19 protein-coding genes and 1 tRNA gene are annotated in these 20,211 nt (G+C 70.0%); 9 read left to right on the top strand and 11 right to left on the bottom strand.

Features of this window, described 5'->3' with window-relative positions:
* The first annotated feature begins 46 nt into the window (after positions 1–46).
* Complete coding sequence (locus tag AC32QD_RS11475; RefSeq protein ID WP_492010638.1) at positions 47–1,606, top strand: trimethylamine methyltransferase family protein; 1,560 nt, start codon at positions 47–49, stop codon at positions 1,604–1,606.
* Here AC32QD_RS11475 and AC32QD_RS11480 read toward each other — a convergent pair.
* Entirely contained in the window at positions 1,561–1,887 is a 327-nt protein-coding gene (locus AC32QD_RS11480; protein ID WP_492010639.1) for a DUF6477 family protein, read from the bottom strand. The genes AC32QD_RS11475 and AC32QD_RS11480 overlap by 46 nt on opposite strands.
* Positions 1,888–2,118: 231 nt before the next feature.
* Here AC32QD_RS11480 and AC32QD_RS11485 point away from each other — a divergent pair, with 231 nt between their 5' ends.
* From AC32QD_RS11485 to AC32QD_RS11500, 4 genes are all read left to right on the top strand, one after another.
* Positions 2,119–3,270 (top strand): DUF6456 domain-containing protein, encoded by a 1,152-nt coding sequence (locus AC32QD_RS11485; protein ID WP_492010640.1) that lies wholly within the window; start codon positions 2,119–2,121, stop codon positions 3,268–3,270.
* Positions 3,271–3,328: 58 nt separating this feature from the next.
* Complete coding sequence (locus AC32QD_RS11490) at positions 3,329–3,961, top strand: DNA-3-methyladenine glycosylase family protein (protein ID WP_492010641.1); 633 nt, start codon at positions 3,329–3,331, stop codon at positions 3,959–3,961.
* A 7-nt stretch (positions 3,962–3,968) separates the two neighbouring features.
* Entirely contained in the window at positions 3,969–4,643 is a 675-nt protein-coding gene (locus AC32QD_RS11495; RefSeq protein WP_492010642.1) for an alpha/beta hydrolase, read from the top strand.
* A gap of 185 nt (positions 4,644–4,828) precedes the next feature.
* Complete coding sequence (locus AC32QD_RS11500; RefSeq protein WP_492010643.1) at positions 4,829–5,413, top strand: HNH endonuclease; 585 nt, start codon at positions 4,829–4,831, stop codon at positions 5,411–5,413.
* Here the strand turns inward: AC32QD_RS11500 and AC32QD_RS11505 are convergent.
* Together AC32QD_RS11505 and AC32QD_RS11510 are read right to left on the bottom strand one after the other, a co-directional pair.
* The gene (locus AC32QD_RS11505; RefSeq protein WP_492010644.1) at positions 5,386–5,904 is read right to left on the bottom strand and encodes a disulfide bond formation protein B; all 519 of its coding nucleotides are present in this window, start codon (positions 5,902–5,904) and stop codon (positions 5,386–5,388) included. The genes AC32QD_RS11500 and AC32QD_RS11505 overlap by 28 nt on opposite strands.
* A gap of 14 nt (positions 5,905–5,918) precedes the next feature.
* Positions 5,919–6,500, bottom strand: coding sequence for a YqaA family protein (locus AC32QD_RS11510; RefSeq protein ID WP_492010645.1), 582 nt, complete (start codon positions 6,498–6,500; stop codon positions 5,919–5,921).
* A gap of 98 nt (positions 6,501–6,598) precedes the next feature.
* On the opposite strand from AC32QD_RS11510, the gene AC32QD_RS11515 reads away from it, so the two are divergent.
* Together AC32QD_RS11515 and AC32QD_RS11520 are read left to right on the top strand one after the other, a co-directional pair.
* Positions 6,599–6,685: transfer RNA gene (locus tag AC32QD_RS11515), tRNA-Leu, on the top strand.
* Positions 6,686–7,018: 333 nt separating this feature from the next.
* Positions 7,019–7,762, top strand: coding sequence for an FkbM family methyltransferase (locus AC32QD_RS11520; RefSeq protein WP_492010646.1), 744 nt, complete (start codon positions 7,019–7,021; stop codon positions 7,760–7,762).
* A gap of 635 nt (positions 7,763–8,397) precedes the next feature.
* On the opposite strand, the gene uraD is transcribed toward AC32QD_RS11520, so the two are convergent.
* Positions 8,398–8,919 carry a 2-oxo-4-hydroxy-4-carboxy-5-ureidoimidazoline decarboxylase gene (gene uraD, locus AC32QD_RS11525; protein ID WP_492010647.1) on the bottom strand — a complete coding sequence of 174 codons (522 nt, stop codon included), beginning with the start codon at positions 8,917–8,919 and terminating at the stop codon, positions 8,398–8,400.
* Positions 8,920–9,098: 179 nt separating this feature from the next.
* On the opposite strand from uraD, the gene AC32QD_RS11530 reads away from it, so the two are divergent.
* Both AC32QD_RS11530 and AC32QD_RS11535 read left to right on the top strand, forming a co-directional pair.
* On the top strand, positions 9,099–10,292 hold the full coding sequence (locus AC32QD_RS11530) for a urate hydroxylase PuuD (RefSeq protein WP_492010648.1): 1,194 nt from the start codon (positions 9,099–9,101) through the stop codon (positions 10,290–10,292).
* Between the two features lie 9 nt (positions 10,293–10,301).
* A complete protein-coding gene (locus tag AC32QD_RS11535) occupies positions 10,302–11,234 on the top strand; it encodes a LysR family transcriptional regulator (protein ID WP_492010649.1) in 933 nt (310 codons plus the stop codon).
* A gap of 194 nt (positions 11,235–11,428) precedes the next feature.
* On the opposite strand, the gene AC32QD_RS11540 is transcribed toward AC32QD_RS11535, so the two are convergent.
* From AC32QD_RS11540 to AC32QD_RS11570, 7 genes are all read right to left on the bottom strand, one after another.
* Positions 11,429–12,430, bottom strand: a complete 1,002-nt coding sequence (locus AC32QD_RS11540; RefSeq protein ID WP_492010650.1) for an adenosine deaminase — start codon at positions 12,428–12,430, stop codon at positions 11,429–11,431.
* Positions 12,431–12,447: 17 nt separating this feature from the next.
* Complete coding sequence (gene guaD, locus AC32QD_RS11545) at positions 12,448–13,758, bottom strand: guanine deaminase (RefSeq protein WP_492010651.1); 1,311 nt, start codon at positions 13,756–13,758, stop codon at positions 12,448–12,450.
* 19 nt (positions 13,759–13,777) lie between these two features.
* On the bottom strand, positions 13,778–14,641 hold the full coding sequence (xdhC, locus tag AC32QD_RS11550) for a xanthine dehydrogenase accessory protein XdhC (RefSeq protein WP_492010652.1): 864 nt from the start codon (positions 14,639–14,641) through the stop codon (positions 13,778–13,780).
* Positions 14,623–17,007: a xanthine dehydrogenase molybdopterin binding subunit gene (xdhB, locus tag AC32QD_RS11555; protein WP_492010653.1), complete on the bottom strand. Its 2,385-nt coding sequence runs from the start codon at positions 17,005–17,007 to the stop codon at positions 14,623–14,625. Before xdhB ends, xdhC begins: the two co-directional genes overlap by 19 nt.
* 5 nt (positions 17,008–17,012) lie before the next feature.
* Positions 17,013–18,488 (bottom strand): xanthine dehydrogenase small subunit, encoded by a 1,476-nt coding sequence (gene xdhA, locus AC32QD_RS11560; protein WP_492010654.1) that lies wholly within the window; start codon positions 18,486–18,488, stop codon positions 17,013–17,015.
* A 1-nt stretch (position 18,489) separates the two neighbouring features.
* Positions 18,490–18,843 carry a hydroxyisourate hydrolase gene (gene uraH, locus AC32QD_RS11565; protein WP_492010655.1) on the bottom strand — a complete coding sequence of 118 codons (354 nt, stop codon included), beginning with the start codon at positions 18,841–18,843 and terminating at the stop codon, positions 18,490–18,492.
* 202 nt (positions 18,844–19,045) lie between these two features.
* Entirely contained in the window at positions 19,046–20,119 is a 1,074-nt protein-coding gene (locus AC32QD_RS11570) for a BMP family ABC transporter substrate-binding protein (RefSeq protein WP_492010656.1), read from the bottom strand.
* Positions 20,120–20,211: the final 92 nt, after the last annotated feature.

A 20,211-nucleotide genomic window follows, 5' to 3' on the forward strand; every position in this document is an offset into this window, starting at 1 on the left:
CGGTTGCGCGGTGGGCCGCGGATCCGGGCAGGGGAAGGCGAAGGCGATGAGCGAGTCAGCACAGGACCAGCCCGGCGGCGGCCGGCGGGCACGCCATGGCGGCGGCGCGGCGCGGCGCGCCGAGCGCACGGCGCCCCGGCTGGAGGCCGCGCGCTACATCAGCCGCAAGGTGCCGAACTTCGAGATCCTGGACGCCGAGGCGCTCGAGATCATCGAGGCCAACGCCGAGACGGTGCTCGAGGAGATCGGCGTCAACTTCGTCGACAACGAGCCGGCGCTCGAGCGCTGGCGCGCCGCCGGCGCCGACGTGCGCAGCGAGCGCGTGCGCATCCCCAAGGGCCTGGCGCGCGAGCTGTGCAAGACCGCCCCCGGCCAGTACACCCAGCACGCGCGCAATCCCGAGCGCAGCGTGGTCATCGGCGGGCGCAACCTGGTGCTGGCGCCGGTCTACGGCCCCCCCTTCATCCGCGATTTCTCCGGCGGCCGGCGCTATGCCACGATCGCCGACTTCGAGAAGCTGGTGAAGCTCGCCTACATGTCGAAATGGCTGCACCACTCGGGCGGGACGGTCTGCGAGCCCACCGACGTGGCGGTGAACAAGCGCCATCTCGACATGCTCTATGCGCATATGCGCCTGTCGGACAAACCCTTCATGGGCAGCGTGACCGAAAAGAAGCGCGCCGAGGACTCGGTCGCCATGTGCGAGATCCTGTTCGGGCGCGAGTTCGTGGCCGAGAACGCGGTGATGACCTCGCTGGTCAACATCAACTCGCCGCTGACCTTCGATTCGGTGATGATGAACGCGCTCGAGGTCTATGCCACGGCGGGGCAGGGCGCGATCATCTCGCCCTTCATCGTCGGCGGCGCCATGGCGCCGGTCACCGTGGCGGGGACCCTGACCCAGGTGCTGGCTGAGGTGCTGGCCGGCGTCGCCTACTCGCAGCTGATCCGCAAGGGCGCGCCGGTGATCTTCGGCGCCTTCGTCACCTCGATCGACATGAACTCGGGCGCGCCCACCTTCGGCACCCCGGAGGCCTCGAAGATCCTCTACGGCGCGGGCCAGCTGGCCCGGCGCATGGGCCTGCCGTTTCGCTCGGGCGGCGGGCTGTGCGGCGCCAAGCTGCCCGATGCGCAGGCCGCCTACGAGAGCGCGCACACGCTCAACGCCGTGCTGCTCGGGGGCGTGAACTTCTGCCTGCACGCGGCGGGTTGGCTCGAGGGCGGCCTGGTGGCCTGCCCGGAGAAGCTGGTGATCGATGCCGACCAGCTCGGCGTGCTGCATTCGCTGGCCGAGGGGGTCGACGCTTCCGAGAACGGCCAGGCGATGGACGCGATCCGCGAGGTCGGGCCCGGCGGGCACTATCTGGGCTGCGCCCACACCCAGGCGAACTTCAAGAGCGCCTTCTGGCGCACCCAGGTGCTCGACTACAAGCCCTTCGAGCAATGGGCCGACGAGGGCGGCCGCGACACCTTCCAGCTCGCGCACGAGCGGGTCGAGCGCATGCTGCGCGAATACGTGGCGCCCGAGCTCGATGCCGGCATCGACGAGGGCCTGCGCGACTACATCGCGGCGCGCAAGGCGTCCGAGCCCGACGCCTTCGCCTGAGCCGCCCGGCCCGATTCGGCCAAGAGCGCCGCGAGCACCTGCACGTGCTGGGCCGGCCGGTAGGCCGGCGAGCGCGTCTGGCGCAGCTCCTCGCAGCCTTGCTCGGCCTCGGCGAGGCGGGCGACGATCCGCGCCGGCGCGCCGGCGCTGTCGCCGGGCAGCGCCATGCGCAGGTCGCGCGCGCGCCGGTAGAGCCGGGCGCCGATCCGCGCCGTCTCGATCAGCAGGCTGGGGCGAAGCAGCGTCAGCTCGGCATCCGCCAGCCGGTCGTGATATCCCATGGTCAGTCCTCCGGGCCCTGGGGTTGGGGTGCGTCCGGGGGCATTTTCGCCCGGCGCCGCCGGAGCTGCGCAATTTTCCCGAGCAGCGCGCGCTGGCCAATCTGTTAAATGAAAGTATAAAATCGTTAACACAAAATCAAAATTCAACTAAAGCTGGGCGTTAACTTTTGATTCAGACGCCGGACATACGACTCATTTTCATAAAAATCGCATCAAACGGGGCGAAATCAGGTGGCAAAGACTCAAGACATCCTGGAGCGTTGTGCGGGCGTGGCGCGCGCGGCGTTCCCCGAGGCCGGCGGTGCCTGCACCGCCCGCGAGGTGGCGATCTATCTGGCGCATACCGGGGCGGGCGAGAGCCTGCAGGCGCTGGCCGGCGCGACCGGGGCGCATCCCACGACCGTGATGCGCACGGTCAGGCGCGTCGAGGCGCGCCGTGACGACCCGCTGGTCGAGGGGCTGTTCAGCCGGCTGGACGACGGCGCGCCGGCGGGCGGGGCGCAAACGGCCAACGCCAATGCGGCGCCCGCTGCGGCCGCGGGCCCGGCCCGGCGCATGGCGCGCGACGAGCTGGAGCGCGCGGCGCGGCGCTATCTGCGCCGGCTGTGCGAGCCCGAGGCCTTCCTGCTGGTCACGCCCGATGCCAGCCGGGGCGGCATCTTCTGCAAGGCGAACGGCCATGCAAAGCCGATCGCCATGCTGCCCGTGGCCGTTGCAGTGGAGTTCCTGCGCGAGGGCTGGATCCGCCAGGCCCAGCGCGGCGCCGCCTCGACCCGCTACCGGGTCACCGAGGACGGCCGGAGCTTCCTCAAGCGCCTGCTCGCCGACGAGGCGACCAGGCGCACCGCCGGCGCGGGCTTCGCCGAGGCGCAGACGCCGTTCCAGGCGCAGCACCAGCTCGCCGGCGAGCGGGCCTTCATGAACCCCGACACCGGCCAGCACGAGATGCGCCGCGTGAACCTTGCCGAGGATCCGCTCGGCTGGCTGGCGCGGCGCAAGGGCCCCGATGGCCAGCCCTTCCTCGGCCCGGTCGAGCTCGAGGCCGGCGAGCGGCTGCGCCAGGACTTCGAGGCGGCCAGCATGGCCCCCTCGGTGGCGCAGGACTGGCGCCGCTTCCTCACCCCGGGCGACCGCTATTCGGGCAGCCCGGTGCCGCGCGGCCCGGCCGAGGGGCCGCGCGCCGCGCGCGAGCGGGTCAGCCGCGCGCTGGCGACGCTCGGCCCCGGCCTGTCGGACGTGGCGCTCAGGGTGTGCTGCTTCCTCGAGGGGCTCGAGGCGTGCGAGCGCCGCATGGGCTGGTCGGCCCGCTCGGCCAAGGTGGTGCTCAAGATCGCGCTCGAGCGGCTCTCCCAGCACTACGGCCTGGCCGCGGGGCGCCGCTAGGCGTCGCGCCGGCCCATCCGGCTTGACCGCCGGCGCGGCAGCGGCGAAAGCTGCCGCCATGACGGGCCGGATCATCGAGACGCAGGCCGACATCCTCGAAGGCTGCGATTTCCTCGCCCGGGCGGAGCCGCGCTTCGCCCGGGCGCTCGATCTTGCCGGCACGCCGCCCTTGCGCCGCCGCGACGGCGGCTTCGCCGCGCTCCTGCGCACCATCTGCGCCCAGCAGCTCTCGGTCGCCGCAGCCGACTCGGTGTGGTCGCGGCTCCTCGCGCGGGGTGCGGACGACCCCGAGGCGTTGCTCGATCTGGCCGAGGACGAGCTGCGCGGCTGCGGCCTGTCGCGCCCCAAGATCCGCTATGCCCGCGCCATCGCCGAGGCGCGGCTCGACTATCCCGCCCTTGCCGGGCTGCCCGAGGACGAGGCCATCGCGCGGCTCACCGCGCTGCCCGGCATCGGGGTGTGGACCGCCGAGATCTACCTGATGTTCTCGATCGGCCGTGCCGACGTGTTCGCGCCCGGCGACCTGGCGTTGCAGGAATCCGCCCGGTTGCTGTTCGAGCTGCCCGCGCGCCCTGACGAGACGAGCCTGCGCGCCCGCGCCGCCGCCTGGTCGCCCTGGCGCGGCGTTGCGGCCCGCCTGCTGTGGGCCTATTACAGGGTCGCCAAGCAGCGCGAAGGCATCACGGAGTAGCTCCCCCATGGCCACCCTGACCGGCCCCCGGGCCGCCCCCCGCTCGGGCGAGACCAAGTCGCTGGTGATCCTGCTGCACGGCTACGGCGCCGACGGCAACGACCTGTTCGGGCTGGCCGCGCCCTTGTCCGAGCACATGCCCGACACCGCCTTCCGCGCCCCCAACGCGCCCGAGCGCAGCCGCGTCAACCCCATGGGCTATCAGTGGTTTCCGATCCCCTGGCTCGACGGCAGCTCGGAGGCCGAGCGCGATACGGGCTTCGAGCGCTCGGCCGGGCTGCTCGACCAGTACCTCACCGAAGCGATGGACGAGGAGGGCGTCGCGCCCGCCGACACGGCGCTCATCGGCTTCAGCCAGGGCACCATGATGAGCCTCTACGTGGCGCCGCGCCGGTCCGACGCGCTGGCCTGCATCGTCGGCTTCTCGGGCCGCCTCCTCGACGCCGAGGCGCTCAAGCGCGAGGCGCGCTCCAAGCCCCCGGTGCTGCTGGTCCATGGCGACCAGGACGAGATGATCCCGGTGGCCGCGCTGGGCGAGGCGCGCGGCGCGCTGGCCGATGCCGGCTTCGCGGTGCAATGGCACATCAGCCGCAACATGGGCCACGGGATCGCCCCCGACGGGCTGGGCCTGGCGCTGGCTTTCCTTCGCGAGCATTTGCGGATAAAGGGGGCGCAGCCGTGAACGGGCGGACGGATCCGGCGTGTAACCGTATCGTCGCATCCGCCTGTTAGGAGTATCAGCGGCGGTCGGTCGCGTATCTAGAGACTTGATGCGACGGGGCCGCGAGATATAGTAGGTTTCGCCGGGCAGCGCTTGCCTTCCCGCCCGGCGCCCCGGCAGCAAGGAGACCCCACGGGCGGCAAGGCATGGACGGGACGTTCGCCACATCCTTCGTCAGGCAGCCGGCGGGGCTGCGCGACAACCCCGCCCTGGTGCTGAATGCGGACTACCGGCCGCTGTCCTACTTCCCGCTGTCGCTGTGGCCCTGGCAGGACGCGATCAAGGCGGTGTTCCTCGACCGCGTCATCATCGTCGCCGAGTACGACGCGCTGGTGCACAGCCCCTCGATCGCCATGCGGCTGCCCTCGGTGGTGGTGCTGCGCGAGTATATCAAGCCCGCGCGCTATCCCGCCTTCACCCGGTTCAACCTGTTCCTGCGCGACGAGTTCGCCTGCCAGTACTGCGGCTCGCATGGCGAGCTGACCTTCGACCACGTCCTGCCCCGCTCGCGCGGCGGCCGCACGACCTGGGAGAACGTGGTCGCCGCATGCAACCGGTGCAACCTGCGCAAGGCCAACCTGACCCTGCGCGAGGCCGGGCTGAGCCTGCGCCGCCCGCCGCGCCGCCCCGACGCCATCGAGCTGCAGAACAAGGGCCGGAAGTTCCCGCCCAACTATCTGCACGAGAGCTGGCTCGACTTCCTCTACTGGGACGCCGAGCTGGAATCCTGAGGCCCCATCCCGCGCCCCAGCGCCGCCAGCCACAGCCCGGCCAGGATCAGCGAGGCGATGGCGTTCCAGGACGCCAGGCTGAGGGTGGCAAAGCTCCACTGCACCTGATCGCAGCGCACCAGCGGCGCCTTCATGATCTGCGACATCAGCTGGTCGGCCGAGACGCTGCCGACACTGGTCGAGGACGTGCAGCTCGAGGGCCCGGCCCACCAGCCGCGCTCCACCCCGGTGTGATAGACGCCCAGCCCCGTGCTGGCCAGCATCGCCGCAAGTCCCAGCGGCGCCAGCGCCCGGCGAAAGCGGGCCAGCAGGCTCAGCCCCAGCGCCGCGATCACGATCGCCGCCAGATGCGGCCAGCGCTCGAGGATGCACAGATGGCACGGCACCAGCCCGCCGATGTACTGCGAGGCCAGCGCGCCGCCCAGGATCACCGCCGAGCCGGCCCCGGCGAGCAGCATCGGGCCGCGCGCAGATCGTGCCGCAGGCGTCATAGCAAGTACCTCATTCATAGCACGTACCTCGCGAAGACGAAGCCGCCGAACAGCAGCACGATGAAGACGGTGGCCATCAGCGCCAAGCGCCGCTCGATGAAGTCGCGGATCGGCAGCCCGAACTTCCACAGAAGCGCCGCCACCACGAAGAAGCGCAGCGAGCGCGCCACCGCCGCCGCGACGCAGAACACCGCGAAGTTCAGCCCGGTCAGCCCGGACAGGATGGTGATGACCTTGAAGGGGAACGGCGTCACCCCGGCCATCAGCACCGCCCAGGCGCCCCACTGGTTGTAGGTGGCGCGGAACTCGGCGAAGCGCGCGGTGTAGCCGTAGAACTCGAGAATCGGCAGGCCCACGCTTTGGTAGAAGAAATGCCCCAGCGCATAGCCGAACATGCCGCCCACGACCGAGGCGACGCTGCTGACCGTGGCGATCAGGAAGGCGCGGCTGGGCGTGGCGATGATCATCGGGATCATCAGCACGTCCGGCGGGATCGGGAAGACCGAGCTCTCGACGAAGCTGACGGCAGCAAGCGCCCAGAGCGCGTCGCGGCGCTCCGCCAGTGAGATGGTCCAGTCATAGAGCCCGCGCAGCATCGCCGCCCGTTAGCAGGCGCCACGACCCCTGTCCAGCCGCTTGCCGGTGCCCGCCGGCCCTTGCGTTCGCACTGCCCGTGATTATGATGCGCCGGCCCGCCCGGATGGCGGAACTGGTAGACGCAGCGGACTCAAAATCCGCCGGGGGCAACCCCTTGAGAGTTCGAGTCTCTCTCCGGGCACCAAACGAGTTTTCACGTCCTCAAGCGCTTGTTGCGGCCGCGCTTGACATCGGCCGCCGGTCGGCCGACTGCGCCAGGACGCGCCGCCCGGCGGTCGGGACCCGGCTCGCTCGCACGGCGCCGGATATGTCGATGCCGGCTCGGAGGCCGGGTGCGGAACTGGTTGCAGACGCGACAGGCCATAGCTCGGCAGGGATCACATCGGTTCAGGCGCCCCACAAGTGCATCGACGGCTATTCAAATTGACTGCGCTTGATCCAATCGATAGCATCCGGCAAATAAGGCTTTCTCTCACAACACGCGAACTTGTATGAAGTTTTGGCATCATGACTCAAAATGAACATCAAAGATAGAGTCAGGCCATTTATCCCATCACCTGCTTGGTCTGCCTTGCGGTGGGCCAAGAAAGTAATTTTCAGAGATCGGATCATATCGTTTCGGTCATGTAGAGGTGTTATACATGTTGGTGCGAATACTGGACAAGAAAGAGAATTTTACGATAAATTAAATCTCAATGTTGTTTGGATTGAGCCAATTGCTCAGATATATAACCAGCTACTAGAAAACATAAAGCCGTTTGAGAATCAGATGGCCCTGAACTGTTTGATTACGGATCGGGATGGCGAGACCGTCACATTACATATATCAAGCAATAATGGTGCCTCGTCGTCCATTTTTGAATTGGAGGGACATAAGAATATTTGGCCTGATGTTCATTATGTTAATGAAATAAATATGACGTCAGCGACCTTAACGACTGCACTTCGCTGCGGAGGCGTCGATCTCGAAAAGTACGATGTTCTTGTCGTGGATACTCAAGGCAGCGAATTGTTAGTACTTAAAGGCGCGCAACAAATACTAAATAATCTAAAATATATAATTGTCGAGGCGGCGAATTTCGAAGCTTATCGCGGATGTACGAATGTCGATGAAATTCGTACATATCTTGAGGGCCAAGGGTTCGAGATGATCCGAAAGAAGAAAAATTTTGAGGTACCCGACGTTGGCGCCTATTTCGACTTGGCATTTAGACAAAGAAGCCTCTCGAGGCAGGCACGCCAGCCTCGCCATCGTACCTGAGCCTTGCAGGTCTTGGCCAGCGGTGCAACGCACTCGCTTCGCCTTCGCGCTCCCTGATCGGATCGATGCCGCTGGTCGTGGGCATGCGCCGATACACCGGCAGTTCGCGCCTTCCAGGCGGCGTGATTGTCGGGCTTCCAGGCCTCTCTCCGGGCACCATGCTGCGATCGGGCAGGCGCGCGGGGCTTTCCCGGCTCGAAACTGTCGCATCGGGGACGGCGGGTCGCCGGGGCGCTGCGCAGCCGTTCAGAGAGCCTCGACGAGACCGAAGATCAGCACGGCCCAGATCAGGCTGCCCAGGATCGGCGCGAGCAGCACGATCGTCGCCGGCAGGTCCGGGTCGGCCTGCGGCGCGGGCACGGCCGCCTCGGGCACAGGCCGCCAGCGGCCCCGCCCAACCGCGCTGTGGGCGGCGTCGAGAGGCGCGCGTCGCTTCGCCGTGCTTGCGTATGAAACATGCGTGTTAATGGCCAGCCCCCCTCGCCAGCGCTCCCGACTGTAGCAAATCGAAACGCAATCGACCACTGCGGTGGCATGATCGCGGCCGCATTAGGGCAAAAGTTGCCGGTCGAGACGGGCTGCAACCACTGCGCGTAAATGCGCCAGCGCCATCGGCCGCCCGATCAGCCGCCCGGTCAGCCACCCTCGGCCAGGGCCCGCAGCCTGAGCCGCGCGATCCGGTGCACCTGGTCGAGCGCCTCGCGGAACTCGGCGCTCCGGTCGTTGCCCAGCCGGCGCCGGAACGCCGCCAGGAGCTCCGCCCGCTCGAGCCCCCGCACGGCGATGATGAAGGGAAAGCCGAAGCGGGCGGTGTAGGCGGCGTTCAGCCGCTGGAACTGGGCGAACTCGGCGGGCGTGCAGCGGTCGAGCCCGGCCGAGGCCTGCTCGGCGCTCGACTCTGGGGTGAGCCCGCCGGCCACGGCCAGCCGCCCGGCCAGGTCGGGATGCGCGCGCAAGAGCGCCAGTTGCGCCTGCTCGCCGGCCGCCTCCACCACCGCCCGCATCGACGCGCCCAGCGCCTCGGCGTCGTCGGCCACCGCGCCCGCGTCCCACACCGCCTCCGCCACCCAGGGGCTGTGCTCGTAGACGCCGCCGAAGCGGGCGACGAAGGCCGCGCGGTCGCGCCTGCCCGGCCGGTCATCGCGGATTGGGGTCATGCGCGCCTCGCATCTGGGCCACCGGCTCGCGGGCCCGCCGCTCTCCATACACGCCCGCCGCCCCCTGGACCTTCAAAAATTTCTTGATGAGATTTGCCGCGTTTTTCGCGATTATCCGGATGCCGGCCGGTATAGGGTCGGCCGCGGGATCTTGCCTCGCGCAGCAATCAGGACCTGTGATGACGGTCACGCTCCACGACTGGTTCAGCCTCCTCTTCCGCTGGGCGCACATCGTCGCGGCGATCGGCTGGATCGGCTCGTCCTTCTACTTCATGGCGCTCGACGCCAGCCTCAAGCGCGCCGCCAACATGCCCCACGGCGTGGTGGGCGAAAGCTGGTCGGTGCATGGCGGCGGCTTCTACCACATTCAGAAATACGCCGTCGCGCCCGAGCGCATGCCCGAGGACCTGCACTGGTTCAAGTGGGAGAGCTATCTCACCTGGCTGACCGGCTTCGCGCTGCTCACCGTGACCTACTACTCCAGCGCCTCGACCTACCTGCTGGCGCCGGGCTCGGGGCTGGCGCCGTGGCAGGGGATCGCGCTGTCGCTGGCGGCGCTGGGCTTCGGCTGGCTGTTCTACGACCGGCTGTGCAAGTCGCCGCTCAAAGAGCGCCCGGCGCTGATGTTCGCGCTGCTGTTTGCCGCCATCGTCGCCGTTGCCTGGGGGCTGGGGCACGTGTTCTCGGGCCGCGCCACCTTCCTGCAGACCGGCGCCATGATCGCCACGCTGATGACCGGCAACGTCTTCCTGGTGATCATCCCGAACCAGAAGGTGGTGGTCGCCGACCTCAAGGCCGGCCGCACGCCCGACGCCGAATACGGCAGGATCGCCAAGCTGCGCTCGACCCACAACAACTACCTGACGCTGCCGGTGATCTTCCTGATGATCTCGAACCACTACCCGATGACCTTCGGCCACCGCTGGAGCTTCGTCATCGTGGCGCTGGTGCTGGCGCTGGGCGCCATCGTGCGCAACTGGTTCAACCGCTACGAGGCCGGCGCGACCGGCATCCCAGTGCAGTGGCAGTGGCCCGCCGCGGCGGCGCTGGCGGCGGCGCTGATCGCCTTTACCGCCTGGCAGCCGAGCGGGCGCGCCGCGGTCAAAGGTCGGGTGACCACCGCCGACGCCATGGCCATCGTGCACACGCGCTGCACCGCCTGCCACTCGGCCACGCCGACCAACCCCAGCTTCGAGTCGGCGCCGGCCGGGATCACCTTCGACACCGCCGCCCAGCTCAAGGCCAACGCGCAGAAGGTGCTGGCCCAGGCGGTGCGCACCGAGTCGATGCCGCTTGGCAACCTCACCGGCATGACCGAGGCGGAGCGCGCCCGGCTGGGCTCGTGGATCCGCGCCGGCATGCCGGACAAGTGACGGGGCGCGATGTACGCCGTCGACGACATGACCGTCTTCGTGCGCGTGGTCGAGCGGGGCAACCTCTCGGCCGCGGGGCACGAGCTCAGGCTCTCGCCGGCGGTGGTCTCGGCGCGCATCACCAAGCTCGAGTCCCGGCTCGGGGTCAGGCTTTTGAACCGCACCACGCGGGCGGTGACCCCGACCGAGGAGGGCCGGCTCTACTACGAGCACTGCCTGCGCGTGCTGGCCGAGGTCGCCGAGGTGCAGCGCAAGCTGGCCGAGAAGAAGGAGGGGCCCTCGGGGGTCTTGCGCGTCTCGGCGCCCACGGTGATGGGCCGGCGCTGGATCGGCCCGCTGATCCCGCAGTTCCGCGCCCGCTTCCCCGAGGTCGAGATCCGTCTCCAGCTCACCGACCGGGTGGTGGATCTCGTGGACGAGCAGGTCGACGTCGCCGTGCGCCGCGGCTACCTGCAGGACTCCTCGCTCATGGTGCGCCGGGTGGCGCGCGACTTCCGCCTCGCCTGCGCCAGCCCCGACTACCTGGCGCGGCGCGGCACGCCGGCGACGCCGGCCGAGCTCAAGCGCCACGACTGCCTGCTGTTGCGCTTCCCCGGCTCGCGCCGCTACCAGTGGCAGTTCATGGAGGACGGCGCGGTGCAGAACTTCGCCGTCGCCGGGCCGATGGATTCCAACAGCTCGCACGTGCTGGTCGACTGGGCGCTGGCCGGGGCCGGGATCGTGATGAAGTCGGTCTGGGACCTGGCCGAGGAGATCGAGTCGGGCGCGCTGGTGCCCATCCTGCTCGCCCACAGCCCGCGCGATCTGGCCATCCACGCGCTGGCGCCGCCGCACCGGATGCAGCCGCCCAAGACCCGCGCCTTCATCCGCTTCCTGGCCGAGCGGCTGGCAAAGCTGCCCCCGGCCGCGATGGCCAAGCGTCTCGAGGCGGAGCTGGCCTGAGCGCGCCCCGCCGCATGGCCCCGGCCCCCGACCCGGGGCCTCCTTAGGCAAGCGGCCCCCGGGGCCCCGCCTCCGGGGCCCGCGGCCCGGCCCAACGCGGGCCGGGTACCCTGTCCACGCGTGGACATATGATCAAGTCATTGAAATCATTGAAAACGCCCTGTGGGCGGTTTTCACGGTCCCGGCAAGGCCCGCTACCCCGCCCGCGCCGCGTCCACCTTCGCGCACCAGCGCGACTTCTCCGCGTCGGGCAGGAACGAGCCGGTGAAGCTGTTGCGCGCGAGCTGCGCGATCTCGGCCTCGGCAAGGCCGAGCGCCCGGGCGACCGCCCGGAAGTTGGCGTTGACATAGCCGCCGAAATAGGCCGGGTCGTCCGAGTTCACCGTGACGTTGATGCCGGCCTCCAGCATGCGGCGCACCGGGCTTTGCTCCATGCGCTCGATCACCTTGAGCGCCGTGTTCGACAGCGGGCAGACGGTCAGCGTCAGCCCGCGCCGGGCGATCTCGGCCACCAGCTCCGGGTCCTCCATAGCCCGGTTGCCGTGGTCGATGCGGTCGACGCGGATGTCCATCAGCGCCTCGCGCACGTAATCGGGGGGCCCCTCCTCGCCGGCATGGCAGCACAGCAGCAGCCCCATCTCGCGGCAGCGCCTGAACAGCCGGGCGAACTTCGCCGGCGGGTGGCCCTGCTCCGAGCTGTCGAGGCCGACGCCGATGAAGCGGTCGAGCCAGGGCTCCGCTTGCCTGAGCGTGGCAAACCCGTCCTCCTCGCTCAGATGCCGCAGGAAGCTCATGATCAACCGCCAGGTGATGCCGTGGCGGCGCGCACCGTCCTCGAGCCCGGCGAGGAGGCCGCGCGCGACCACGTCGAAGGGCACGCCGCGCGCGGTGTGGCCCTGGGGGTCGAAGAAGACCTCCACATGGGCGACGTTGTCGGCGGCGCAGCGGTCGAGATAGGCCCGCGTCAGGTCGAAATAGTCCTGCTCGGTTTGCAGCACGCCCATGCCCTGGTAATAGAGGTCAAGAAACTCCTGCAGGTTGTTGAAATCGTATGCCTTCCGCAACTCCTTGACGCTCGCATAGGGGATCTCGACGCGGTTCCTGCGCGCCATCTCGAACATCAGCTCGGGTTCGAAGGTGCCCTCGATGTGCAGGTGCAGCTCGGCCTTGGGCAGGCGGGCGATCAGGTCGGACATCGGCCTCTTCCCGTGGATCAGGTGGAGTCCCTCCTATCATAGACCACCCGGCCGGCGGAAATCGTCGATTGCACGGCGCGGTCGTCGGCCAGCACGATCTGGGCGAACAGCGCCTCGGCGGGCGTCTCGGCCCGCGCTACCCGCTGCGCGATCAGCGGGGTCGAGGCGAGGTCGAGCACCACGGCGTCGGCCTCCAGCCCCACCGCGAGGTTGCCGACCCGGTCGTCGAGGCCGAGCGCCCGCGCCGCGCCAGCAGTGACCAGCCACCACAGATGCGCGGGCGCAAGCGCCGCACCGCGCCGCTGGCCGATCTCGTAGGCCGCCTTCATGGTGTGGAACATCGAGAAGCTGGAGCCGCCGCCCACGTCGGTCGCCAGGCCGATGCGCACGCCCAGCGCCGCCAGCCCCGCCACGTCGCACTCGCCCGAGCCGAGGAAGTGGTTGGAGGTCGGGCAATGCGCCACCGCCGCCCCGGCCTCGGCCAGCCGCGCCCGCTCGCGCCCGCTCAGGTGGATGGCGTGGCCGAAGATCGCGCCCGGGCCCACCAGCCCGTATTTCTCGTAGACGCCCAGATAGTCCGGGCAGTCGGAAAAAAGTTCGCCCACCCATTTGATTTCCTTGGCATTCTCCGCGAGGTGCGTCTGCAGGATGCACTCGGGGTGCTCGGCCCACAGCGCGCCCGCGGCCTCGAGCTGGGCGGGTGTCGAGGTCGGCGCGAAGCGTGGCGTGATGGCATAGCTCGCCCGCCCGACCCCGTGCCATTTGCCGATCAGCGCCTTCGACTGCGCATAGCCCGTCTCGGCCGTGTCCAGCAGGCTCGCAGGCGCGTTGCGGTCCATCATCACCTTGCCGCCCGCGGCGCGCAGGCCGCGGCGCGCCGCCTCCTCGAAATAGGCGTCCACACTTTGCGGGTGGATGGTGCAGAACGAGCAGGCGGTGGTGACGCCGTTCCTGAGCGTCTCGTCGAAGAAGACCTGCGCCGCGGCCCGCGCGTGATCGGGCTCGGCAAATCGCGCCTCCTCGGGGAAGGTGTAGGTCGCGAGCCACTCGATCAGCTGCCGGCCCCAGGAGGCGATGACCCCGGTCTGGGGATAGTGCACGTGGCAGTCGACGAAGCCCGGCGCGATCAGCCGCGCGCCCAGGGCCTGCACCCGCGCGCCGGGGTGTTGCGCCATCACCGCGGCCGCCGGGCCCGCGCCCGTGATCAGCCCCGCGCGCATGGCCAGCGCGCCGTCGTCGTTGAAGACCAGCGCCGCCTCGGCGCCCAACTCGAACGGGTCGCCGGCGAAGCGCAGCAGCCGCCCGCGCAGGATGGTGGTCTGGCTCATCGCGGTTTTCCAGTGTTTCTCAAGCGGTTTCGCGGCTTTCCTTAAGCGCCGCCATGGCATTCACCTGCAACATCTGCGCCGCCGCCGAGGCCGCGATCACCGTGGGGCGCTTGTCGCGCAGGCCGGCGACGCCGATCGGGCAGGTCAGCCGGGCGAGCCGGCTCTCGGGGATGCCGCGCTCGCGCAGGCGCCTGAGGAAGGTGGCCTTCTTGCTCGCCGAGCCGATCAGGCCGAGGAAGCGGAATTCGCCCCGCTGCATCACCGCCGTGACGATCTCGAGGTCGAGCGCGTGGCTGTGCGTGAGCACCACGTGCAGCGCGCCCGGGCCCGCGGCGCAAGCCTCGGCCTCGGGCAGCGGCGTCGCCACGGTCTCGATGCCCGCGGGCACGTCCGCGGGGAAGGCGTCGAGGCGGGCATCGATCCAGCGCACAGTGAAGGGCAGGGGGGCGAGCGCGCGCACCAGCGCCCGGCCCACATGGCCGGCGCCGTAGACCAGCACCGGCGGCCCGGCGGTCTCCTCGGCCAGCACCGGCCCGCCCCGCCACAGCGCCAGCGATCCGCGCGCCGCGCGCAGGCGCTCAAAGTCGCCTGCGTCGAAGACGGCGAAGGCGAGCCGCAGATGCCCGCCGCAGCACTGGTCGAGCGCGGGGCCGAGCGGCACCTCGAGCGCCGCGTGGCCCGGCCCGGCGGCCAGCATCTCGCGCGCCCGCGCAATCGCCCGGTGCTCGACGGCGCCGCCGCCGATGCTGCCCAGCGTGGCCGAGGCGGTGACCAGCATCGCCGCGCCGGCCTCGCGCGGCACCGAGCCGCGCGCCGCGGCGATCAGCACCACCGCCGCGCGCCCCTCGCGCTCCACCGCGGCGATCAGGTCGGAAAGCCGCATCTCACGCCCCCCCGCACCCGCTCGAGCGCCCAGAGCACGCGCTCGGGCGTCGCGGGCGCGTCCAGCGCCGGATAGGTCCGGTAGTCGCCCGCCGCCGCCACCGCGTCCGAAATGGCGTGCAGCGCCGAGATCGCCAGCATCAGCGGCGGCTCGCCCACGGCCTTGGAGCGGCGGATGGTCATCTCGCGGTTCATGCCCTTGGCCCAAAGGCGCATGCGCATGTCCGGCGCCCGGTCCGAGCAGGCCGGGATCTTGTAGGTCGAGGGCGCGTGGGTCTTGAGCTCGCCCCGCTCGTTCCACCACAGCTCCTCGGTCATCAGCCAGCCCGCGCCCTGCACGAAGCCGCCCTCGACCTGGCCCAGGTCGATTGCGGGGTTCAGCGAGCGGCCGACATCGTGCAGGATGTCGACGCGCAGCAGCCGGTTCTCGCCGGTCAGCGTGTCGATCACCGCCTCCGACACCGCCGCGCCATAGGCGAAATAGTAGAACGGCCGGCCCCGGGCTGTCTCCCTGTCCCAGTGGATCTTCGGCGTGGCGTAGAAGCCGGTGGCCGAGAGCGGCACGCGCGCCAGATAGGCCCGGCGCACGAAGTCGCCGAAGGGGATCTCGTCACCGCCCACCCGCACGCGGTTGGGCAGGAACGCCACGTCCGCCTCGGTCACGTTCATGGTCTCGCAGGCGAAGCGCACCAGCCGCGCCTTCAGCGTCTCGCAGGCATCGCGCACCGCCATGCCGTTGATGTCCGAGCCCGAGGAGGCCGCGGTGGCCGAGGTGTTCGGCACCTTGTCGGTGCGCGTCGCGGTGATGCGCACCCGCTCGAGGTCGACGCAGAACTCGGACGCCGCCACCTGGGCCACCTTGGTCATCAGCCCCTGGCCCATCTCCACCCCGCCGTGGTTCAGCATCACCGAGCCGTCCTGGTAGAGATGCACCAGCGCGCCCGCCTGGTTGAAATGCACCGTGGTGAACGAGATGCCGAACTTGACCGGGGTGAGCGCGATGCCGCGCTTGAGCACCGGGCTGCCCGCATTCCAGGCGCGGATCGCGGCGCGGCGGGCGGCGTAGTCGGCGCTTGCGGCCAGCTCGTCCACGATCTCGCCGATGACGCAGTCCTCGACCGCCATGTGATAGGGCGTCATCACCCGCTCGCCGGGGCCGCCCTCAGCCTCGTAGAAGTTGAGCCGCCGCACCTCCAGCGGGTCGCGCCCCAGCGTATGCGCGATCTCGTCGATCACCCGCTCGATGCCCATCATGCCCTGCGGGCCGCCGAAGCCGCGGAAGGCGGTGTTCGAGACGGTGTTGGTGCGCAGGCGATGCGAGACGATCTCGGCCGCGGGCAGGTAATAGGCGTTGTCGGCGTGGAACATTGCCCGGTCGCTCACCGCGTGGCTCAGGTCCAGCGACCAGCCGCAGCGGGCCATCTGCTCGAAGCGGATGCCCAGGATGCGGCCCGCATCGTCGAAGCCGACCTCGTAGTCGATCACGAAGTCGTGCCGCTTGCCGGTGAGGATCATGTCGTCGTCGCGGTCGAGCCGGCACTTGGCGGGCCGCCCGGTGCGCCTGGCCACCAGCGCCGCGGCAGCGGCCATCAGGTTGCCCTGCGTCTCCTTGCCGCCGAAGCCGCCGCCCAGCCGGCGCACCTCGACGCTGACCGCGTGGTGCGCGACGCCCAGCAAGCGGGCCACGATCATCTGGCATTCCGAGGGGTGCTGGTTGGACGAGACCACGTGCACCTCGTCGTCCTCGCCCGGCGTGGCGATGGCGATCTGGCCCTCGAGGTAGAACTGCTCCTGGCCGCCGAAGCTGATGCGGCCCGTCAGCCGCCGGGGCGCCGCGTCGATCGCAGCGCGGGCGTCGCCGCGCGCCATGCGGTAGGGCGGCTGCAGATAGCTCTCGGCCGCCATCGCCTCGGCGATGGTCAGGATCGGCGTCTCCTCGGCATAGTCGATCACCGCCCGCGCCGCCGCGGTGCGCGCCTGGGGCAGGCTCTCGGCCGCGACCACGAACATGGCCTGGCCGGCATAGCTGACCGCGCCGCCGGTGCGCTCGGAGGCCGCGAGCATCGGCTCGTCGCGCACCGCGGGGCCCGTGTCGTTGACGCCGGGCACGTCGTCGGCGGTCAGCACCGCCACCACGCCCGGCGCGGCGCGCACGGGGGCAAGGTCGACGCGGGTCAGCCGCGCCCGCGCCTTGGGCGACAGCGCGATATGGCAATGCACCAGGTCGCGCGGCTCGCGCAGGTCATCGGCATAGACCGCCTCGCCGGTGACGTGCTTGTCCGCCGAGTCGTGGCGGCGCGGCGCGTGCGCGCCGTCGCGGATGTCATCGGGGCCCGTGGCGGGCGGGGCAGGGGTCTGGTCGCGCATCTCGCTCACCCGACCGCCGCGAGCGGCCCGACCATGGGCCCGACCATACGCGTGGCCGTACCCTGGGCCGTCCGCTCAAGATAATAGCGCATCAAGAGGTTCTGCGCCGCCCGCATGCGGTAGCGGGCCGAGGCGCGCATGTCGGTCAACGGCGTGAAGTCGCGCTCCATCGCCGCCATCGCCGCACGCACGCTGGCCTCGGTCCAGGGCTGGCCCGCCAGCGCCGCCTCGGCGGCCGCCGCGCGCCTGGGCACGCCGGCCATGCCGCCATAGGCCAGCCGCGCCGCGCGCACCGTGCCGCCCTCGACGGCGACGTCGAAGCAGCCGAGCACGGCGGTGATGTCCTGGTCGAAGCGCTTTGAGACCTTGTAGCAGCCGAGCCGCGCGCCGTCCTCCGGCACCGGCAGCCACACACCCTCGACGAACTCGCCCGGGGCGCGGTCCTGCTTGCCGTAGTCGAGGAAAAACTGCTCCAGCGGCATCTCGCGTCGGGCCCCGCCCTTGCGCAGCACCAGCGTCGCGCCGGCGGCGATCAGCGCCGGGGGGCTGTCGCCGATGGGCGAGCCGTTGGCGATGTTGCCGCCGATGGTGCCGGCCGCGCGCACCTGCGCCCCGCCCAGCCGGCGCATGAGCTCGCCGAAGTCGGGATAGAGCGCGGCGATGCGCGCATGGGCGTCGCGATAGGTGACCGCGCCGCCGATCCACAGCCGCCCGTCCTCCTCGCGCATCTGCGCCAGCTCACGCACCCGGCCGGTGTAGAGGATTACCTCGGGCGCGAAGGCGCGCTTGGTCACCCACAGCCCGACATCGGTGGCGCCCGACAGGATAGTGGCGTCCGGGTGCGCCTCGGCCAGCGCGGCGAATTCGTCCAGCGTGACGGGCGCGAGGAAGCGCCGCCCACAGGCTTCGTAGTCGAGCGCACCCGCCTCCAGCGCGGCCAGGCGCCCCGCAGCGGCCGCCTCGTCGGCGTCGTCCCAGTCGGGCCTCGGCCGGTCATAGGCGTCGGCAGCGGCGGCGATGATCGGCCCGTAGCCGGTGCAGCGGCACAGGTTGCCCGCCAAGAGGTCGTTGACGCGCCCGGGCCCGGGCCGCGGCTCGCTGCGATAGGCGGTCCACAGGCTCATGACGAAGCCCGGCGTGCAAAAGCCGCATTGCGAGCCGTGGCCCTCGGCCAGCGCCGCCTGCACCGGGTGCAGCCTCCCGTCGGGCGCACGCAGGCGCTCGACGGTGACGACCTCGCGCCCGTGCAGCATCGGCAGAAGCTGGATGCAGGCGCAGACCGGCCGGGTGACCAGCCGCCCCTCGGCATCGAGCTCGCGCAGCCCCACGGTGCAGGCGCCGCAGTCGCCCTCGGCGCAGCCCTCCTTGGTGCCGGTCAGCCCGCGCTCATAGCGCAGCCAGTTGAGCAGCGTCGTGGTCGGTGCCGCGTCCGCCACCTCGACGGGCGCGCCGTTCAGCACGAAGCGCACGGTGCGCGACATCTCAGCTCCCCCGATAGGTGCTGAAGCCGTAGGGCGCCAGCAGCAGTGGCACGTGGTAGTGCGCCCCGAGGTCCGAGACGCCAAAGCGCACCGGCACGCGGTCGAGGAATTTCGGCTCGGGCAGCCCCAGCCCCAGCGCCTCGAAATAGGCCCCGGCGTGGAAGGTCAGCTCGTAGGTCCCCGCGGTCAGCGCCGCGCCTTCCAGCAGCGGGCCGTCGCAGCGCCCGTCGGCGTTGGTCACGGCCTCGGCCACGGCCCGGCGGGCCGCGCCCTCGATGCGGTGCAGCTCGATGCGCAGCCCCGCCGCCGGGCGGCCGCGCGCGGTGTCGAGCACATGGGTGGTCAGACGGCCCATCGTTTTCCCGTGTCTGCCCCGGGGCATGGCCTCATGCCGCAAGGGCCCTGCGCTTCAAACGCCTTACTTGGCCGAATTCTAGTGGTAAACCAGCGCAATATTGTCAAAAATCGCTTGAAACAGACCGGAATTCCCATCGCCGCGGCCCCGAAGGCAAAGCGGCCCCACCACCGGGCGGGGCCGCCATCGCCCACGTTGCCGGCTATTTCGGCAGGTCGCCGTTCACGCCTGGCACGAACCAGTCCATGCCGAGCAGCATCTTGTCCGAGGCGTGCTCGCCCGCCTTGACGCGCAGCTTGCCGTTGCGGTCCTTGATCGGGCCGGTGAACGGATAGATCGTGTGCGCGGCTACGCCGGCCTCCACCTTCTCCGCCGCCGCCTTCACGCTGTCGGGCATGTTGGTGTAGGGCGCCATCTTGACCATGCCCTCGCCCAGCCCGTCCCAGGTGGCGGTGCTCTTCCAAGTGCCGTCGAGCACCTCCTGCACGCGCCTGATGTAGTAGGGCCCCCAGTTGTCCACGATCGCCGTCAGCTGCGCCTTGGGCGCGAACTTGATCATGTCCGAGGCCTGGCCGAAGGCATGCACGCCGGCGTTCTCGGCCACCTGCAGCGGCGCCGGGCTGTCGGTGTGCTGCATGATGATGTCGGCGCCCTGCGCGATCAGCGCCTTGGCGGCGTCGGCCTCCTTGCCCGGGTCGTACCACGAGTTCACCCAGATCACCTGCACCTGCACCTTGGGGTTGACCTTGCGCGCGGCCAGCGTCGCCGCGTTGATGCCGCGCACCACCTCGGGGATCGGGAACGAGGCGACATAGCCGATCTTGTTGGTCTTGGTCATCAGCCCGGCGATGGTGCCGATGACATAGCGCCCCTCGTAGAAGCGCGCCATGTAGGTGGCCAGGTTCGGCAGGCGCTTGTAGCCGGTGGCGTGCTCGAACTTCACCTTGGGGAACATCTTGGCCACCTTCACGGTGGCGTCCATGAAGCCGAACGAGGTGGTGAAGATCAGCCCGTAGCCCGAGGCGGCGAGCTGGCGGATCACGCGCTCGGCGTCCGGGCCCTCCTTGACGCTCTCGACATAGGTGGTGTCGACCTTGTCGCCGAAGTGCTTCTGCACCGCCTTGCGACCCTGGTCGTGCTGGTAGCTGTAGCCGAAGTCGCCCACCGGGCCGACATAGACGAAGCCCACCTTGAGGGCGGCGGCCTGGGCCCCGGTGCCCGTGATCAGCGCGGCCAGCGCGAGCCCGGCCAGCGCGAGGGCGGTTTTGCGGATCATGGTGCGTCTCTCCCTGTTGCGAATTTGGGGGCCGCTCAGCGCTCGGCCCGGAATGGTCTGCCAATGCAGGTAGGCGCGTTGGCTTTCGTCAA

It is taken from the genome of Thermohalobaculum sp. (assembly GCF_058622915.1).

Coding starts and splice junctions, on each gene's coding strand:
- AC32QD_RS11475 (WP_492010638.1), top strand. CDS start 47: ATGAGCGAGTCAGCACAGGACCAGCCCGGCGGCGGCCGGCGGGCACGC.
- AC32QD_RS11480 (WP_492010639.1), bottom strand. CDS start 1,887: ATGGGATATCACGACCGGCTGGCGGATGCCGAGCTGACGCTGCTTCGC.
- AC32QD_RS11490 (WP_492010641.1), top strand. CDS start 3,329: ATGACGGGCCGGATCATCGAGACGCAGGCCGACATCCTCGAAGGCTGC.
- AC32QD_RS11495 (WP_492010642.1), top strand. CDS start 3,969: ATGGCCACCCTGACCGGCCCCCGGGCCGCCCCCCGCTCGGGCGAGACC.
- AC32QD_RS11500 (WP_492010643.1), top strand. CDS start 4,829: ATGGACGGGACGTTCGCCACATCCTTCGTCAGGCAGCCGGCGGGGCTG.
- AC32QD_RS11505 (WP_492010644.1), bottom strand. CDS start 5,904: ATGACGCCTGCGGCACGATCTGCGCGCGGCCCGATGCTGCTCGCCGGG.
- AC32QD_RS11510 (WP_492010645.1), bottom strand. CDS start 6,500: ATGCTGCGCGGGCTCTATGACTGGACCATCTCACTGGCGGAGCGCCGC.
- AC32QD_RS11520 (WP_492010646.1), top strand. CDS start 7,019: ATGAACATCAAAGATAGAGTCAGGCCATTTATCCCATCACCTGCTTGG.
- uraD (WP_492010647.1), bottom strand. CDS start 8,919: ATGACCCCAATCCGCGATGACCGGCCGGGCAGGCGCGACCGCGCGGCC.
- AC32QD_RS11530 (WP_492010648.1), top strand. CDS start 9,099: ATGACGGTCACGCTCCACGACTGGTTCAGCCTCCTCTTCCGCTGGGCG.
- AC32QD_RS11535 (WP_492010649.1), top strand. CDS start 10,302: ATGTACGCCGTCGACGACATGACCGTCTTCGTGCGCGTGGTCGAGCGG.
- AC32QD_RS11540 (WP_492010650.1), bottom strand. CDS start 12,430: ATGTCCGACCTGATCGCCCGCCTGCCCAAGGCCGAGCTGCACCTGCAC.
- guaD (WP_492010651.1), bottom strand. CDS start 13,758: ATGAGCCAGACCACCATCCTGCGCGGGCGGCTGCTGCGCTTCGCCGGC.
- xdhC (WP_492010652.1), bottom strand. CDS start 14,641: ATGCGGCTTTCCGACCTGATCGCCGCGGTGGAGCGCGAGGGGCGCGCG.
- xdhB (WP_492010653.1), bottom strand. CDS start 17,007: ATGCGCGACCAGACCCCTGCCCCGCCCGCCACGGGCCCCGATGACATC.
- xdhA (WP_492010654.1), bottom strand. CDS start 18,488: ATGTCGCGCACCGTGCGCTTCGTGCTGAACGGCGCGCCCGTCGAGGTG.
- uraH (WP_492010655.1), bottom strand. CDS start 18,843: ATGGGCCGTCTGACCACCCATGTGCTCGACACCGCGCGCGGCCGCCCG.
- AC32QD_RS11570 (WP_492010656.1), bottom strand. CDS start 20,119: ATGATCCGCAAAACCGCCCTCGCGCTGGCCGGGCTCGCGCTGGCCGCG.